At 57.4% G+C, this 15,494-nt stretch carries 18 protein-coding genes and 1 pseudogene; 14 read left to right on the top strand and 5 right to left on the bottom strand.

Features of this window, described 5'->3' with window-relative positions; all coding sequences use genetic code 11:
• Positions 1-76 precede the first annotated feature (76 nt).
• From F0169_RS06415 to rluB, 7 genes are all read left to right on the top strand, one after another.
• On the top strand, positions 77-940 hold the full coding sequence (locus F0169_RS06415) for a PHP domain-containing protein (protein WP_172979350.1): 864 nt from the start codon (positions 77-79) through the stop codon (positions 938-940).
• A 13-nt stretch (positions 941-953) separates the two neighbouring features.
• Positions 954-1,583, top strand: a complete 630-nt coding sequence (locus F0169_RS06410) for an L-threonylcarbamoyladenylate synthase (protein WP_172979354.1) — start codon at positions 954-956, stop codon at positions 1,581-1,583.
• 60 nt (positions 1,584-1,643) lie between these two features.
• On the top strand, positions 1,644-2,402 hold the full coding sequence (locus tag F0169_RS06405) for a segregation and condensation protein A (RefSeq protein WP_172979353.1): 759 nt from the start codon (positions 1,644-1,646) through the stop codon (positions 2,400-2,402).
• Positions 2,403-2,414: 12 nt separating this feature from the next.
• Positions 2,415-3,365: an SMC-Scp complex subunit ScpB gene (gene scpB / locus F0169_RS06400; RefSeq protein ID WP_152746034.1), complete on the top strand. Its 951-nt coding sequence runs from the start codon at positions 2,415-2,417 to the stop codon at positions 3,363-3,365.
• A 169-nt stretch (positions 3,366-3,534) separates the two neighbouring features.
• On the top strand, positions 3,535-3,930 hold the full coding sequence (locus tag F0169_RS06395; RefSeq protein WP_058412448.1) for a hypothetical protein: 396 nt from the start codon (positions 3,535-3,537) through the stop codon (positions 3,928-3,930).
• Between the two features lie 81 nt (positions 3,931-4,011).
• Positions 4,012-4,203, top strand: a complete 192-nt coding sequence (locus F0169_RS06390; RefSeq protein ID WP_152746033.1) for a DUF1289 domain-containing protein — start codon at positions 4,012-4,014, stop codon at positions 4,201-4,203.
• A 144-nt stretch (positions 4,204-4,347) separates the two neighbouring features.
• A complete protein-coding gene (gene rluB, locus F0169_RS06385) occupies positions 4,348-5,589 on the top strand; it encodes a 23S rRNA pseudouridine(2605) synthase RluB (protein WP_152746032.1) in 1,242 nt (413 codons plus the stop codon).
• Positions 5,590-5,735: 146 nt separating this feature from the next.
• Here rluB and F0169_RS06380 read toward each other — a convergent pair whose 3' ends face one another.
• Positions 5,736-6,695: a M29 family metallopeptidase gene (locus tag F0169_RS06380; RefSeq protein WP_058412445.1), complete on the bottom strand. Its 960-nt coding sequence runs from the start codon at positions 6,693-6,695 to the stop codon at positions 5,736-5,738.
• A 71-nt stretch (positions 6,696-6,766) separates the two neighbouring features.
• Positions 6,767-6,904 (bottom strand): hypothetical protein, encoded by a 138-nt coding sequence (locus F0169_RS27330; RefSeq protein WP_058412444.1) that lies wholly within the window; start codon positions 6,902-6,904, stop codon positions 6,767-6,769.
• 648 nt (positions 6,905-7,552) lie between these two features.
• Here F0169_RS27330 and F0169_RS06375 point away from each other — a divergent pair.
• From F0169_RS06375 to arfB, 7 genes and pseudogenes are all read left to right on the top strand, one after another.
• Positions 7,553-8,974, top strand: a complete 1,422-nt coding sequence (locus tag F0169_RS06375; protein WP_152746031.1) for an amino acid permease — start codon at positions 7,553-7,555, stop codon at positions 8,972-8,974.
• Between the two features lie 103 nt (positions 8,975-9,077).
• Positions 9,078-9,761 (top strand): pentapeptide repeat-containing protein, encoded by a 684-nt coding sequence (locus F0169_RS06370; protein WP_058412442.1) that lies wholly within the window; start codon positions 9,078-9,080, stop codon positions 9,759-9,761.
• Positions 9,762-10,008: 247 nt separating this feature from the next.
• Positions 10,009-10,740 carry a PAAR domain-containing protein gene (locus tag F0169_RS27735; RefSeq protein WP_241679061.1) on the top strand — a complete coding sequence of 244 codons (732 nt, stop codon included), beginning with the start codon at positions 10,009-10,011 and terminating at the stop codon, positions 10,738-10,740.
• Positions 10,741-10,745: 5 nt separating this feature from the next.
• On the top strand, positions 10,746-11,540 hold the full coding sequence (locus tag F0169_RS27730; protein ID WP_241679060.1) for an S-type pyocin domain-containing protein: 795 nt from the start codon (positions 10,746-10,748) through the stop codon (positions 11,538-11,540).
• Positions 11,537-11,989: a DUF6392 family protein gene (locus tag F0169_RS06360; RefSeq protein WP_152746030.1), complete on the top strand. Its 453-nt coding sequence runs from the start codon at positions 11,537-11,539 to the stop codon at positions 11,987-11,989. Before F0169_RS27730 ends, F0169_RS06360 begins: the two co-directional genes overlap by 4 nt.
• Positions 11,990-12,301: 312 nt before the next feature.
• A pseudogene (locus F0169_RS06355) lies at positions 12,302-12,589 on the top strand (transposase); the annotation flags it as partial.
• Positions 12,590-12,887: 298 nt separating this feature from the next.
• Complete coding sequence (gene arfB / locus F0169_RS06350) at positions 12,888-13,301, top strand: alternative ribosome rescue aminoacyl-tRNA hydrolase ArfB (RefSeq protein ID WP_152746029.1); 414 nt, start codon at positions 12,888-12,890, stop codon at positions 13,299-13,301.
• Here arfB and F0169_RS06345 read toward each other — a convergent pair.
• From F0169_RS06345 to F0169_RS06335, 3 genes are all read right to left on the bottom strand, one after another.
• Positions 13,298-14,494 (bottom strand): MFS transporter, encoded by a 1,197-nt coding sequence (locus F0169_RS06345; protein ID WP_058412440.1) that lies wholly within the window; start codon positions 14,492-14,494, stop codon positions 13,298-13,300. The genes arfB and F0169_RS06345 overlap by 4 nt on opposite strands.
• A gap of 93 nt (positions 14,495-14,587) precedes the next feature.
• Positions 14,588-14,782, bottom strand: coding sequence for a hypothetical protein (locus tag F0169_RS06340; RefSeq protein WP_122250878.1), 195 nt, complete (start codon positions 14,780-14,782; stop codon positions 14,588-14,590).
• A 362-nt stretch (positions 14,783-15,144) separates the two neighbouring features.
• Positions 15,145-15,456 carry an Mpo1-like protein gene (locus F0169_RS06335; protein WP_058412513.1) on the bottom strand — a complete coding sequence of 104 codons (312 nt, stop codon included), beginning with the start codon at positions 15,454-15,456 and terminating at the stop codon, positions 15,145-15,147.
• Positions 15,457-15,494: the final 38 nt, after the last annotated feature.

Genomic DNA, 15,494 nt, shown 5'->3' with positions numbered 1-15,494 from the left:
GAAGCTGGATGTGGCGGCATAATAACAAACATCCTTGGTAGCGAAAGCGCCAGCTGACTTGAGGTTACACACTTCCGTGAATGTTGATTTGCACTGCCACAGCACCGCCTCCGACGGCGCCCTCGCGCCCGCGGTACTGGTTGCGCGTGCGTTTGAAAAAGGCGTGCGAGTGCTCGCGTTGACCGACCACGACACGCTCGAAGGCCTCGATGAGGCCCGTGCGACGGCGCATGGCTTGGGCATGCAGTTGGTCAACGGCGTGGAATTGTCCTGCACCTGGGGCGGTGCCACCATTCATGTGCTCGGTTACGGGTTTGATCAAAAAGCCCCGCCATTGGTCGAGGCTATCGCCCAATTGCACGATGGCCGCTGGCTGCGGTCCGAAGAAATAAGCCGCAAACTCAGCCTTAAAGGCATGCCCAATGCCCTCGAAGGTGCTCGCGCCGTCCAGCAGGCGCTGGGCGACAGCGGTAACGCGCCGGCCCGGCCGCACTTCGCCGATTGGATGGTGCGTGAAGGTTTTGTTAAGGACCGCGCCGAAGCGTTTCGCAAATGGCTCGGCGCCGGCAAGTTGGGCGACGTCAAGCAACATTGGCCGACCCTGGAAGACACCGTGCAAACCCTGCGCGCCTCCGGGGCCTGGGTCAGCCTGGCGCACCCTTGGCATTACGATTTCACCCGCAGCAAACGTCGCAAGCTGATTGCCGACTATATTGGAGCGGGCGGGCACGCAATTGAAGTGGTCAACGGCCATCAACCCGCCGAACAGGTGGGTAGCCTGGCGATTCTTGCCCGCGAATTTGGTCTGCTGGTCAGCGCCGGCAGTGATTTCCATGGCCCTGGCGGTTGGTCGGAGATTGGCGAATATCGCCAAGTCCCGGAAGACTTGCCGCTTTTGTGGGGGCGACTCAAGCATGACCCCATTATTGCCACCGTCTGAACAGGTAGAACACGTGAGTCAATTCTTCCAGATTCATCCGGAAAACCCTCAAGCGCGCCTGGTTAAACAGGCGGTGGAGATCATTCGCGCCGGTGGCGTGGTGATCTACCCAACGGACTCGTCCTACGCCATTGGTTGCCAAATCGGCGATAAAAGCGCGGTTGAACGGGTCAGACGCCTGCGTGACCTGGACAAGAATCACAACTTCGCACTGATCTGCAGCGATTTGTCGCAACTGGGGCTGTTCGCCAAAGTCGACACCGGCACGTTCCGCTTGCTCAAGGCGCATACGCCGGGGCCGTACACCTTTATTCTGAACGCTACCCGCGAAGTGCCGCGCCTGTTGCTGCACCCGAAGAAGCGCACCATCGGCCTGCGGGTGCCGGAGCACCCGATTGCGCTGGCCTTGCTGGCTGAGCTGGGTGAGCCGTTGATGAGTGTGTCGTTGATCATGCCCGGCGATACCGAGCCGCTCGAAGACCCGTACGAAATGCGCCAACTGCTGGAAAAACAGGTGGACTTGATCATCGACGGCGGTTTTGGCGGCGGCAAGGCCTCCACCGTGATCAACCTGGCCGACGGTGAGCCGGAGGTGATCCGCGTAGGCTGCGGCGACCCGGCGCCCTTTATGGCAGAGGCCTGAATGTCGGCCGTAGAGACTGTCGACAGCCAGGCAGGCGCCCAGCAAGAGCTGCCGTTTGCCATGGTGTATGGCCAGGCGGTGATGGAAATGCCGCTGGACTTGTACATCCCGCCGGACGCGCTTGAGGTCTTCCTTGAAGCGTTCGAAGGCCCGTTGGACTTGCTGCTGTACCTGATTCGCAAGCAGAACATCAACATCCTCGACATCCCGGTGGCGGAAATCACCCGTCAGTACATGGGCTATGTCGAGTTGATGCAGTCGGTGCGCCTGGAACTGGCCGCCGAATACCTGGTGATGGCCGCCATGCTCGCCGAGATCAAGTCGCGCATGCTGCTGCCGCGCGCAGAATCGATTGAAGCCGAGGAAGACGACCCGCGCGCCGAGCTGATCCGCCGCCTGCAAGAGTACGAACGCTTCAAGGCAGCCGCTGAAGGTATTGACGGCCTGAGCCGCGTCGGTCGCGACGTGGTGGTGCCCAAGCTGGATGCCCCGGAAGCGCGTGCGCGCAAGCTGTTGCCGGATGTAAGCCTGGAAGAATTACTGATGTCGATGGCTGAAGTGCTGCGCCGTGGCGACATGTTCGAAAGCCACCAGGTCAGCCGCGAAGCGCTGTCGACCCGCGAGCGCATGAGCGATGTACTTGAGCGGCTTAAAGGCGGCGGTTTTGTGCCGTTTGTCGAGTTGTTTACCAAAGAAGAAGGGCGCCTGGGCGTGGTGGTGACCTTTATGGCGGTGCTTGAACTGGTCAAGGAGTCCTTGGTCGAGCTGGTCCAGAATGAGCCTTTTGCGGCTATCCACGTGCGGGCGCGAGCCGAATAAAGAGCTGAATCGATGAATTTGACTGAACCCCGCGAACTGGCCCCGTTGCTGGAGGCCTTTCTTCTGGCCTCGGGTAAACCGCAATCTCTGGAGCGCCTGTTCGAACTCTTTGAAGAGGCCGAGCGCCCCGAGCCGCCCGTGTTCAAAAAGGCCCTGGAGATCTTGCGCAAATCCTGCGACGGCCGCGCCTTTGAGCTGCGTGAAGTGGCGTCAGGCTACCGTCTGCAGATCCGTGAGAAGTTTTCGCCGTGGGTCGGCCGCTTGTGGGAAGAGCGCCCGCAGCGCTATTCGCGAGCGATGCTCGAAACCATGGCGCTGATCGCTTATCGCCAGCCGATCACCCGGGGCGAGATCGAAGATGTGCGTGGCGTGGCGGTTAACAGCCACATCGTCAAAACCTTGCTGGAGCGCGAGTGGATTCGCATCGTCGGTTACCGCGACGTGCCCGGCAAGCCGGCGATGTTCGCCACCACCAAAGTGTTCCTCGACCACTTCAACCTGAAAAACCTCGACGACCTGCCGCCGTTGGCCGAACTGCGCGAGATGGAGCCCGACCCGGTGCTCGACTTTGACGACGCGCCGGTGCCCGCCAGCCTGCAAGAACTCGCCGACGCCAGCGCCGAGCCGGAAGCGCCGAAGGACGAAACCAGTTTCCATACCTTGCTGCTTGAGCTGGACGACATGGAGTTGGGCCTCAAGACTGACTTTGATGATTTGCTGCGTGACGGCGCCGCCGAGCCCGAACCTCAACTGAACGTTGAGGTTGAGCCTGAGGTTGAGCGTGAAGTCGACGTTGAACCCGGCGCCGAGCCGGAGGAAGACATTCTGGGTGTCGCAGTGGCCCGCGAGAAACTCTTGGCTGCCGTCGCCGCCTTGGGGCAACTCCAATTGAGTGACGAAGAAGCTGAAGCGCAAGCCCTGGCCGAAGCCATCGAAAATGAGCGTCGCGCGTTTGAGCCCTGATTCACCCGCGCGTCCGAGCCGTCAGCCTGCGGCATGGCAGGCGTGTTACCTGTTGGTTCTGACAGTTGTTTGGTTGTGATGCTCGGCGTTTACTCGCTGCACGCCATTACGACTGTGCCGTTTCATTCGTGGTGGTTGTAATCCCTTCCTTTAAGTTGGATGACCCCTCATGAATATTACTCGTCAACGCATTACGTCTTCGCTGGGCGTGGTGGCTTTAATCGGTTCGGCTGTTTTTACCTGCGTTTATGCGGTGGCAGCCACTTATAACCCTCTCAGTGGTGACGTCAGCGTCAACATTATCGCGGGGGCCGCGCCCACTGGCGCTGTTGGTCTGAGTACCGGGCCTACGGGGGTAGAACGCCCTGTCTACTACCGCCCAGGTTCCTCGGACGCACTGTGGATCGGCGCGTCCAACACGTTGCCTCAGGGGTGCAAACCCACGGAATTCAAGGACGATGACGGCACTGCGATTCCGGTCTGGATTAAGTTGAAATGCACTGCAGAGGACTGGCAAGGCAAACTGTCCAAGACGGGTAAACTATTCACCGTCAAGCGCCTTTGATACAGGCCGTACTGCTGGCTCTGGGCGCCTGCATTTTGATGGGTCCCACGCATTGAGTGGGGCCAAATTCAGAGGATTCCCATGAGTTCGACCAAAGACCCTTGCATCAGCATCTGCAAATTCAGCGACGACATCTGTGTCGGCTGTGGCCGCAGCAAGCGCGAAATCCGCGCCTGGAAGAAACTCGACAAGGTCGACAAGCGCGCGGTGCTGGCCGAAGCCCAATTGCGGCTGTTGGCGCTGGATGCCACCGGTCGGCGGAAAAGCAAATGACGCTGTGTTTATCGGCTAGTCTGTGATGCGCAACGCGCGTCATGCGCGTATGATTCGCGACCCTTTGGCGACGTATTCGCCCAAAGCCCCGCTTTCAACACTCTTCAGGCCATGCCTGACTCGACCCACCGGGAGGTGCTTAAGATGAACGACAAAGACCAGAACGACAGCCAGGAAATCGGCCCAGCAGGCGAAAAACTGCAAAAGGTGCTGGCGCGTATCGGCGTGGGCTCACGCCGCGACGTCGAAGCCTGGATCACCCAGAAGCGCATCAAGGTCAACGGCGTTGAAGCCACCCTCGGCCAACGCGTCGACCTGCACGATGCAATCACCATTGATGGCAAGGTCATCAAGCGTGAAGAGGCCGCCGAATCGGTGCGCCGCGTCATCATGTACAACAAGCCTGATGGCGAGATCTGCACCCGTGACGACCCGGAAGGCCGTCCGACCGTGTTCGACAAGATGCCCAAGCCCAAAGAAGGCCGCTGGATCAACATCGGTCGTCTCGACATCAACACCACCGGCTTGCTGATGTTCACCACTGACGGTGAGCTGGCCAACCGCCTGATGCACCCGTCTTACGAGATGGACCGTGAATACGCGGTGCGTGTACGGGGTGAAGTCGACGACGAGATGATCGAACGCCTCAAGGCGGGCGTGGTGCTGGAAGACGGCCCCGCCAAATTCACCGACATTAAGCAGGCGCCAGGCGGCGAAGGTTTTAACCATTGGTACCACTGCGTGGTGATGGAAGGCCGTAACCGTGAAGTCCGTCGCCTGTGGGAATCCCAAGGCCTGGTGGTCAGCCGCCTGAAGCGCGTGCGTTTCGGCCCGGTGTTCTTGAACTCCGACCTGCCGATGGGCCGCTGGCGCGAAATGAGCCAATACGAAGTCGACATCCTCAGTGCCGAAGTTGGCCTGACGCCTGTTGCCATGCCGCAGATGAACGCCAAGAGCAAAGACAAGCTTGAGCGTATGCAGCGTAAATCGTCGCGCCCAGTGGCCCGCACCGAGCGCGTTGCGCGCACCCTGCGCCCGGCGTTGAATGCGCCGGCTATCGGCGGTCGCATCTCGCGTGAGCCACACATCGAAGGCGAGCGTCGCCCAACCGCGCCGTCGCGTCAGGAAGGCGAGCGTGCGCCACGCACCCCGCGTCCTGCGCGCGGTGAAGCGCCAGCCGCGGGTCGCGGCAACCGTGGTGAAGCTGGCCGCGGTACGCCGTCGTCCGATCGCCCGGCCGACAACGCCAGCACCAAACGCCCAGCCAAGCCAGCGCCGAAAAAGCGCCCTGGCCTGAAGCTGGTCGCCGATGAGCCGTCGGGCAAGCGTCGTGGCGCACCGGCCGGTTCCGGTCAGCGCCCGGGTTTTGGTCGCAAAAAGCCTTGAAGGCAGCGGTGAGTTTTTAGCTGCAAGCTGCAAGTAAAAGCGTCAACTCTCGCGGGTTGGCGTTTTTTTTGGTGAAGCGCACTCGAAAACATGGAGGGAGCGAGCTCCCTCCCACCCTTGAATCTGCAGTGTTTCAAGTCAGTTGTTTAGAACGCAAACGTCCCGTCAAACACCGGCTTGTCATCCAGCGCCAACACGCCGCTGGCAAAGATCAGGTCCAGGTGATGGCTGCCCTTTTGCCCGCCGCCCAAGCCCAGGTGCAAGCCGCAATGGCGCTCTTCAAACCCGGCATTACGCGCGTACAAGTCTTTGACCCCTTCATTGGTGCCAATGCCCAGCTCTTCGACACGGCGGTTGGACGGGTTGGCGTTGAGGTATTTGTTGAAGTCATCCGCCAGACCCGGCACATCGCTGGCCACGCCGCAAATCGTCGAGTTCTCGATCCACAGCTCCAGCGGTGATTGCAGCACGCCGTATTTACGCGCGAAGGGAATGGTGCTGAGAAACGTGCCGACAAACCGCACTTGGCCGTTGATGGCCTCGCTGTGGGTGGCGATCTCGCCGGGCGCCAAGTCGTGGTTGCCGACGCCGTTGATATTGGTCCACTTCTTGATGCTGCTCAGCGGCGCTTCCAGGCGTGAACCGTGCTTGTCGGTAAAGCTCAGCATGTTGGCCTGGGACATGTGCCGGATCAGCGTAGCGTTGAGGTCGGCAATGCGCTGCGGCTCGACGCTGAAGGTGTCGTAGAAATAGTCGCCGTAATCTTTGAACAGCAGGGATTTTTTCCAGTGTTCCGCCATAACGCCCTGCAGGGCGCGGATGAAGTCCGGGCCTTCCGCACGCGGGTTGGGCAAGGTCGAGGAGTCGTACAGAAACAGGTACAGGTCGCACGCTTCGATGGTCTGGGCCAGGGTTTCACTGGGTGTCAGGTCCAGACGCTGCACCTGAAAGTTGAAACGGGCGGCACTGCCTTGGGTGATCGCTTGGGCAATGGCGTCATAACGTTCGGTATGGCCGAGTAGCACGGTGGGGCAATTCAAGCCTTGCAGGGCGGGGTGGTGAGCGAGGTAGTAGAGAAAGTGTTCGACGGCGCGGGCCTTGTCCATGACGTGTGTCCTTGTGTGCCTTGGGTAAGGTGGCAGGTGCCGTGCACAACACCTGCCGGGTACCTGCGGTGTTAGAAAGGCCACATCGCCGTGCCGAATGGCACAACGGCATCGGCTTGCATCATTTCCACGGCGGCCTCATGGGTCGGCGCTTCAAACCAATCGTCGAGTTGCAGTTCGGTTTCCAGGTCGTTTTCCAGTGCTTTCATGGTGTATCTCCTAGAGGACGTTGTTTGAGAACGGCTTGCCAGCGGGCTTCGCTGAGCAAGTGAATTAACCTAGGTGAGAGTGTTTCGAAATGCAAAAATTTTATTGACACGGTCTCATTTGAATTTTTTGTTCTGTTTTTTTGCGTTGGGTATTTTTTCAACAGAAACAGTGGACTGGCTGAACCGATTGATCAGAATTTTCTTACCGACAAATTTACGTTGGCTGACAGATCAAGCCGTGTGTAACGTGGATTTTACGGCGTGTAACGATGTGTTTACGCTTTTGCCAGGGTGTCATTGAGCGATGCCGCACCGTAAGGAATACCTGACAGATTGTCACGGGCGCTTCGCGGCAGCGGCTTGAAGCTGTCGAGCGGTGTACAATTGCGCCGCGTTTTACTGTGACCGCCTGCTGCGTACCCCGCAAAAGGCCAAGACCCAGGGTTTACCGACCCTGATCACTCCGCCCGGCCATGCGCCGGACGGGTTCGATTTCGTCACAGATAAAAACAAACAGGTGACGCATGACCGTTAGCAATACGCTGTACTCCAGGTGCCTGCGCTGGGGTTTGAGCGGCGCTGCTTGAGTCGGGATTCAAGTCAGCAACGTGCATTCAACATCATCAAACCTTGCGTGAGACCCTATTCATGAGTGAACCCCATGCCTCTTCAGGCGAGCTGAAACGCGGCCTGAAAAATCGTCATATCCAGTTGATCGCCCTCGGTGGCGCCATCGGCACCGGCCTGTTCCTCGGCTCCGCCGGGGTGCTCAAATCTGCCGGCCCGTCGATGATTCTGGGCTACGCGATCTGCGGCTTTATCGCTTTTATGATCATGCGCCAGCTTGGCGAAATGATCGTCGAAGAACCGGTCGCCGGCTCCTTCAGCCACTTTGCCCACAAATACTGGGGCGGTTTCGCCGGCTTCCTGTCGGGCTGGAACTGTTGGATTCTGTACATCCTGGTGGGCATGTCGGAACTCACCGCTGTCGGCAAATACGTGCACTACTGGTGGCCCGAGATTCCGACCTGGGTGTCGGCAGCGGGTTTTTTTGTGTTGATCAACCTGATCAACCTGGCCAACGTCAAAGTGTTCGGTGAAGCCGAATTCTGGTTCGCCATTATCAAGGTTGTGGCCATTTTGGGCATGATCGCGCTGGGCAGCTACTTGCTGGTCAGCGGCAGCGGCGGCCCGCAAGCCTCGGTCAGCAACTTGTGGGAACACGGCGGCTTTTTCCCGCATGGCATCGGCGGGCTGGTGATGGCCATGGCGATCATCATGTTTTCGTTCGGCGGCCTGGAAATGCTCGGTTTTACTGCCGCTGAAGCCGATCAGCCGCGCACGGTGATCCCCAAAGCCATCAATCAGGTGATCTACCGCATCCTGATTTTCTACATCGGCGCGCTGGTGGTGCTGTTGTCGCTGACGCCGTGGGACAGCCTGCTGGCGAGCCTTAACGCTTCCGGCGATGCCTACAGCGCCAGCCCGTTTGTGCAGGTGTTCTCGATGCTCGGCAGCAACACTGCTGCGCATATCCTCAACTTCGTGGTGCTGACCGCGGCGTTGTCGGTGTACAACAGCGGCACCTACTGCAACAGCCGCATGCTGCTGGGCATGGCGGAACAGGGCGATGCGCCCAAGGCATTGGCGAAAATCGACAGGCGCGGCGTGCCGGTGCGTTCGATTCTCGCCTCGGCGGCGATCACCCTGGTGGCCGTGTTGATGAACTACCTGATACCGCAACATGCGCTGGAACTGTTGATGTCGTTGGTGGTGGCCACACTGGTGATCAACTGGGCGATGATCAGTTTCTCGCACTTCAAGTTCCGCCAGCACATGAACCGCAGCGGTCAGGTGCCGCTGTTCAAGGCGCTGTGGTACCCGTACGGCAACTACCTCTGCCTGGCGTTCGTGGCGTTTATCCTGGTGATCATGCTGATGACGCCGGGGATTCGCGTGTCGGTGTACGCGATCCCGCTGTGGGTGGCATTTATGGCGCTGTGCTACGTCATCAAGAGCAAGCGCACGGCTGGAGCGGCGCAGACCGCGGCGAGTACAGCATTGAAGTAAACTGCCTGGTCTAAAGAAAACCCGGCGCCTTGCCGGGTTTTTTGTGGGCGCTGGCGGGTTAGACTTGCGCCTGGTTTTAATCCATTCCCTGCCCGGAGGCCCCATGCAGCACACCGATATTGACGGCGGCAGCTTGCAGCGCGATGAACTGGAAGATTTGATCGACCAGCACAGCGGGCCGTTGCGCCTGATCGGCGTGGACCTGAGCGGGGCAGACCTGTCGCGAATGGCGCTGGACCACTGGGTGTTTGAGCGTTGCATCCTGGTGCAGAGCTCTTTTCTGGGCTCGCGCCTTGAAGGCACTCAATGGACCAGCTGTCGCGCGGCCCATGCCATCTTCGAGGCGGCGAACCTGTTGGAGGCGCAGTTCAACAGTTGCGACCTGAACAACACGCGTTGGCAGCGCAGTAAACTGTCCCAGGCAAGTTTTGCCCACTGCAAGCTGACCGGCGCCAACTTTACCCACTGCGCGTCCCTGGGGCTGAGTTTCAGCGAAACCCGCCTCAACAGTGCGTTTTTGTCCGGCCTGTCGTTTGCCCGAACCGTGCTCAATAACCTGGATTTCTCCGACAGCGACTTGTCGGATGCCGATTTTCGCAAAGCTGAATTGATCGACTGCAGCCTCGCCCACGCGCGCATCAATGGCGCCAACTTTGCCGGTGCCGACCTGCGCGGTGCGGATTTGAGCGGCTTTCGGCTCAATGATGCCAAACTGTTCAAAGGCGCCGTAATCTCCAAAGTCCAGGCGTCGATGCTGTTGTCCGAGTTGGGCTTGTCCGTTGCCTAAGGTTTTTGATTGATGCTGGTTATTTCCAGTCACTTATTCCGTATTCTTTTGATTCTTATTATGTCCTTTATTTTTAATGGTTTAGTGATTAATTAATCGTTGAGTTGCAACGGAGTCTTTTTGTTTTTTTCCGTTTCGTACCCGTATTGGCAGAGATTTACTGCGTAACTTTAGGAAATGTCCTGCATCTTTCTCCTGGGTACATTTGATAGCGTCAAAAGCTTTGATCGATCATCAAAGGACTGTTATGGCTTTTGTTATCAGAGAGGGAGATCCGACAACTACTGGCGGTAAAGTGGTCAAGGGCTCCACAAATACCACCATCGAGTATCAAAAAGCAGCGCGCATCAGTGATCCAGTGTGGTGTCCAAAATGCAGTTCTATGGGGTTTATCGCAGAAGGTAACCCCACAGTCATAGACGAATTCGTAGCTATTGCTACACATGGCCATGCTGTCCAGTGTGGTTGCCCCTTCGGTAGTAACCGGCTTATTTCCACCCAGACGAGCACAATGGCCGCTGAAGATGTGAGTGTTGCCATTGCTCCTGATTTTGCCGCCAAAGCCCAAGCCGCGACCCATATATGGGCTCAAGCTATCAGCGATGGATCCTATAAAAGCGAATTCACGGCAGGCATTCCAACCAATAATTTAAGTGGTTACAAGCCCCCAAAACTCTGCGTTTTCGCGAAGTCCTGCACAGTCCCTGCTGGCTCGATAGACGCTGGGAAGGGTAAAGAGCCGGCAGATAATTTCGGTAAGGTCGCGATTCTTGGGGCTGTTGGAGCCCCTGCAAGTGTTGAGGCTGGTTCCGGTGGAATAACATACCTTGGTCGAATCGCTGGGCAGCTTGGCACTGAGAGGCTTGGCACGTGGGCCCTTCGTAGTGCTGTGACAGCTGGTTCTGTCGCTACCGGATTGCTTCTCGCGTTCTTGCCTAGAGACATAGCTGACGCAGTCTCTATACCGAAGAGCAACTGAGAGGTATGAGCGAGGCGGCGACGAGGGTTCGCTTCCAATTCCGAAAAGACGAAAAAGGAGAGACTCAGGTCTACGGAGTACATACGGCCCAGTCATCAGGGATGGCAAGCGTTCCTGTTGTGAATGCTAAGTGGAGCGCGGACAAGCAGCACATCGAAGCGCATGTGGGCGGCGTAACTATCATCTGGACTCCAGATGATGGCCCTGTAATCACTGCTCCATCGCCGTATCCTGGTGTGTCAGACGAGCTTTCAAAAGTATTGGTACACCCAATAGCCGAGGACACTGATACTCAGATCGAGATTTATCCCGCCGAAAATGACATAACCTGGCAGGACTGCATCTTGGTATTCCCGCCAAAGTCAGGTGCTCCACCGCTTTATATTGTTTTTGCGAAGCCGGCAGTAAATCCTTTAGAAGTCGGGGTGTACAAGGATCTAAGCAACAGAAGTGTGAAGGACACGCTTGATATTGACCATATCACCTCTCAAGCAGCCCTAAGAACATATATCGTCGATAATTTCGATAACGTGACGCCAGAGGAGATTAAATACCTACTGTCTCAGGCGCCAAGTATCGCGATTCCGCAGTCCGTTCATAGAAAATATAGCGAGACTTATGCAGGGCGAAATGTAAAGGCCAAGCAAAGACTCGACGCCTCAAATCTAAAGGCAGCAGTTGATAGTAACTTTGACGCTATCAAGCGCGGATTGTTCGAAGAGGGTTACGCAGAAGGTGATATTGAAAAGGCTCGCGAAGAATTGCATAATCTGCATAAAGAGCAGGGGTGGTACAAATGACTACTAAAGTAGACGAGTACGTAAAAAGTATCGGTAAGAGCTATTCCGTATTGCTGGCGGAAGGCGCTATTCCTAAAAAGAGTCTTCAGTATTTATTTGAAGGAGATGAAGAGCCATCTTTGACTGTTGAAGACGGTTTGAGCTTGAGCTTTTCTGAGGAGAAGATACTTCAGCATGTCTATGTGACACTTCTTAAAACTGTTGAGGGCTCCAAAGAGTATAAAGGCCCCTTGCCTGAGCCCTTGGTCAAGCAGATCAACCAAAGCTGGGTGAGAGGAAGGTTTGGTGCCCCGGTAGACTCAAAAGGGCCCGTAACGCTTCCAGTGCTCGGCAAGAAGGGCGGTTGGGATGCGTACAGTCTAGATCCGAAGGTGTATGGATCAGTTCGGATGATCTTTCAATACACCGAGTCGTTGGCTGTCAACGTCATCCATTTCAAACGTAAATAACAGTGGTAGGGGGATGCCTAAAATTTCTACCCCATGGTAATGATAAGTTTTATTCGATACAGCAGTCATTTTTTGCGCACTGGCTGCGCAAAAAATGATAAACCCTACACAGAGCAGGGCTGATCCTTTACAAGCTGGCTGGTGGCATGACCAGGGAAACGCGATGCCATCTAAATCTTAAGTAAACCTAAGAGAACTAGAATATTTCCGTACGGTACGGGGCACACTGCCCACCCCAAGGAAATCCAATGACCGAGCCCACCAAGCGTACCAAACGGGTCAAGCCCGATCCTGAACTGGTCAAATTGGACCAACGACGCCGGTAACGCTCGCAAAGGCCATAGTGGCAAGACGCTGAAAGGGGATTTCGGCGAGTTACCGCTGGATATTCCGCGTGACCGGCAAGGCCTTTTTGAGCCTCAGTTGATCGCTAAACACCAAGCCCGCTGGACTGGTTTCGACGAAAAAGTGATCTCGCTTTACAGCCGAGGCATGACCGTGCGCGAAATCCAGGTGCACTTGGAAGAGATGTATGGCACTGAGGTCTGTCCCAGTCTGATCTCGGCCATTACTGACGCCGTGAGTGAAGAAGTCAAAGCTTGTCCCCTGCGTTGGTGCGCTCTCGGTAGTAGCCGTTGATGAACCCCGCCGTCTTGCGCTCGAGTGTCAGGTGCCTGTGCCACGGGAGCCTATCGGTTCGGGTTTCTTGCCCTTGACGTTGTAGGCTTCCATTTCTGTCAGTCGAATGCGCTTGGCCATTTTCCCGTTTGTTTCCCGTTTCGCCTGAAAAGTAACGTTGTAGAGTGGAAACACTGAGAGAATAGAAGAACGCCTAAAGCCCTAATAATCAAGGGCTTTACGGATACTGAGAGTTTTTCGGAATCACTATGAGAATGCAATGCTGAGGGTTTCCAACAACGTGCACCTGGCCGATGCCGAGATCGAGTTGACCGCGATTCGCGCCCAAGGCGCGGGTGGGCAGAACGTCAACAAGGTGTCGAGCGCCGTGCACCTGCGTTTTGATATTCCGGCGTCGTCATTGCCGGACTTTTACAAGGAGCGGCTGCTGGCGCTGCGCGATAGCCGTATCACCAGCGAGGGCGTGCTGGTGCTCAAAGCCCAGCAATACCGGACGCAGGAGCAGAACCGCGCGGATGCCCTGGAGCGCTTGGTGGAGTTGATCCTCAGCGCCACCAAGGTCGAGAAAAAGCGCCGCCCGACCAAACCCACGCTGGGTTCCAAAAAACGTCGGCTGGAATCCAAAACCAAGCGCGGCAGCATCAAGGCCGGGCGCGGCAAGGTCGACTTCTAAGCGTTACGTGCTTCGCGAGCTTTGGGCGCTTGCCGGTACAGGTACACACTCAGCAGCAAGCCACCTGCGGCGGCGAGGGCGGCAAACAGGAAAATCGACGCGAAGCCGAAGCCTGCCGCCACCGCCCCGGCGAGTGGGCCGGTGATGCCCAGTGACAAATCGATAAACAGCGAATAAGCCCCCACCGCCGAACCACGGCTGGAGGCCGGCACCAGGTTGACCGCCTCGACCCCCAGCGCCGGAAACACCAGCGAAAAACCGAAGCCGCTTAACGCAGCGCCAGCCAAGGCCAGGTGCGCATCCGGCGCCAGCCACAGCAACAGCAAGCCGAGAATTTCTACCGACAGGCAGGCAATCGCCACGCGAAAGCCGCCGATACGGTTGATCAAGTTGCCGAACAACAACCGCGCACCGATGAAGCTGGCGCCGAACAGGCTCAGTGCCCACACCGCGTTATCCCAGTGCTGGGTGGTGTAATACAGGGTGATAAACGTGGCGATGGTGCCAAAGCCGATCGAGCCCAACGCCAATGCGCAGCCGTGGGGTAACACACGGCCCAGCACGTTCATGAACGGCAGGCGCACGCCGCTCACAATCGGCGCTGGCTCTTTGTTCCAGGCCAGCAGCACGCCCAGCACCGCCAGTAAAATAATGCTGACGCCCATGCTCCACAGCCCGAAATGGCTGACCAGCACGACCCCAAGCGGTGCACCCACGGCCAGCGCGCCGTAACTGGCGATGCCGTTCCACGAGATGACCTTGGCGGTATTGGCCGCACCCACCCGACCGATGCCCCAGCCGATGGCGCCCGAACCCACCAGGCTTTCCGCGCTCCCCAGTACCAGCCGCCCGATCAACAGGCTGGCCAGGCTGATCGCCGGCAGGCTGGAAAACCACGCCGCGAGCAGCATGAACACGCCACTCAGGCCGCAGCCCACCAAGCCGATCAACACCGCGCGTTTGCTGCCCAGCGTGTCGATGATTTTGCCCGCATACGGGCGGCTGAGCAGGGTGGCCAGGTATTGCACACTGATCACCAGGCCCGCGATAACCGCGCCATAGCCCAGTTCACTGTGCACATAACCCGGCAACACAGCCAAGGGAATGCCGATGTTGAGGTAACCGATAAAGGTGAACAGCACGATGGAAACGACTTGCAGCGTAACCGCCATGGGGCGCTGGGTATCTGGCATGGGAGAGGTTCACTGTAGCAGCGGGTAAAGATAGGCTGCTAATGATACCGGCGCTTTGGCCGGGCGGGGCGTCAAAAAATCAAAAACTTCAGATCAGGCCTGAGCAGGCGTCAACATTTGCGTGGTTACCAGGGCCGCCAATGCGTTTTCCTGGGTACCGAAGCGCTTGAGCAGCATCGCCTGTTTGTCTGCACTGAGGCGGTTCCAGACGTCGACCATCTGCAAGGCTGCATCCAGTACGGCGGCGTCGGGGGTGTTGGCTGGGGTGTTCGGGGAGTTATCGGTCATGGCGGGTTTCTCAGATGATTCAGGCAGTGTGGAAAGCGCTCATTGTTGCGCTTTCCACACGGTCTGGTACGGCGTCAGTCGCGGCTTTCGCTGTCGACTGGTTTTGCTTCTTTGGCCTCAGGCTGCTGTTGTGGGCTGGCCTGCTGCGGTGTTGGCTGCTCAGCTGGGTGCAGGCTTGGGAAGGGGAGATTAGGTATCTCGTGCATAGTCGTCGCTCCTCGCAAGGTCTGTGTTGAATCGCAGGTGTGTCCGCGCTCTTAAAAAGCCTTGGCAGGATACAGCACTGTAAATGACAAAAAGACTTTTATGTCGACGAATGCGGGAACCTTTATTTTTTTAGCAAGTGACAAGAGGTCACACGCCTAGAACGGCACCTTGCCCAGAATCATGTCGCGGTACATCACAAAATCGCCGAGTAAACTGTAGAACGGGTGCTGAAAGGTCGCCGGGCGATTCTTTTCGAAGAAGAAGTGGCCGATCCAGGCAAAGCTGTAACCGGCGATGGGCAGGGCAATCAGCAAGCCCAACGAGCCTCTGCCGATGGCATAGGCCGCAATACCAATCACCAATGTAGTGCCGATAAAATGCAGGCGCCGGCAGGTGCTGTTGCTGTGTTCGCTCAGGTAGTAAACGTAGAACTCGGCGAAGCTGTTGAATTGTTTGACGTTTTCCACGGTTGCCAGCCCTCGGTGGGTGGTGCTGCCCAGCACGT

The sequence above is a fragment of the Pseudomonas kitaguniensis genome (assembly GCF_009296165.1).
Classification (GTDB): Bacteria; Pseudomonadota; Gammaproteobacteria; order Pseudomonadales; family Pseudomonadaceae; genus Aquipseudomonas; species Aquipseudomonas kitaguniensis.
This window is presented reverse-complemented; position numbering and strand designations above follow the sequence as displayed.

Excerpts from the sequence above, each read along its gene's own strand:
- scpB (WP_152746034.1), top strand. The coding sequence starts at position 2,415 with ATGAATTTGACTGAACCCCGCGAACTGGCCCCGTTGCTGGAGGCCTTT.
- F0169_RS06345 (WP_058412440.1), bottom strand. The coding sequence starts at position 14,494 with ATGCCAGATACCCAGCGCCCCATGGCGGTTACGCTGCAAGTCGTTTCC.
- F0169_RS06380 (WP_058412445.1), bottom strand. The coding sequence starts at position 6,695 with ATGGACAAGGCCCGCGCCGTCGAACACTTTCTCTACTACCTCGCTCAC.
- F0169_RS06370 (WP_058412442.1), top strand. The coding sequence starts at position 9,078 with ATGCAGCACACCGATATTGACGGCGGCAGCTTGCAGCGCGATGAACTG.
- rluB (WP_152746032.1), top strand. The coding sequence starts at position 4,348 with ATGAACGACAAAGACCAGAACGACAGCCAGGAAATCGGCCCAGCAGGC.
- F0169_RS06390 (WP_152746033.1), top strand. The coding sequence starts at position 4,012 with ATGAGTTCGACCAAAGACCCTTGCATCAGCATCTGCAAATTCAGCGAC.
- F0169_RS06405 (WP_172979353.1), top strand. The coding sequence starts at position 1,644 with ATGGTGTATGGCCAGGCGGTGATGGAAATGCCGCTGGACTTGTACATC.
- F0169_RS06360 (WP_152746030.1), top strand. The coding sequence starts at position 11,537 with ATGACTACTAAAGTAGACGAGTACGTAAAAAGTATCGGTAAGAGCTAT.
- F0169_RS06340 (WP_122250878.1), bottom strand. The coding sequence starts at position 14,782 with ATGACCGATAACTCCCCGAACACCCCAGCCAACACCCCCGACGCCGCC.
- F0169_RS27330 (WP_058412444.1), bottom strand. The coding sequence starts at position 6,904 with ATGAAAGCACTGGAAAACGACCTGGAAACCGAACTGCAACTCGACGAT.
- F0169_RS27735 (WP_241679061.1), top strand. The coding sequence starts at position 10,009 with ATGGCTTTTGTTATCAGAGAGGGAGATCCGACAACTACTGGCGGTAAA.
- F0169_RS06395 (WP_058412448.1), top strand. The coding sequence starts at position 3,535 with ATGAATATTACTCGTCAACGCATTACGTCTTCGCTGGGCGTGGTGGCT.
- F0169_RS06375 (WP_152746031.1), top strand. The coding sequence starts at position 7,553 with ATGAGTGAACCCCATGCCTCTTCAGGCGAGCTGAAACGCGGCCTGAAA.
- arfB (WP_152746029.1), top strand. The coding sequence starts at position 12,888 with ATGCTGAGGGTTTCCAACAACGTGCACCTGGCCGATGCCGAGATCGAG.
- F0169_RS27730 (WP_241679060.1), top strand. The coding sequence starts at position 10,746 with ATGAGCGAGGCGGCGACGAGGGTTCGCTTCCAATTCCGAAAAGACGAA.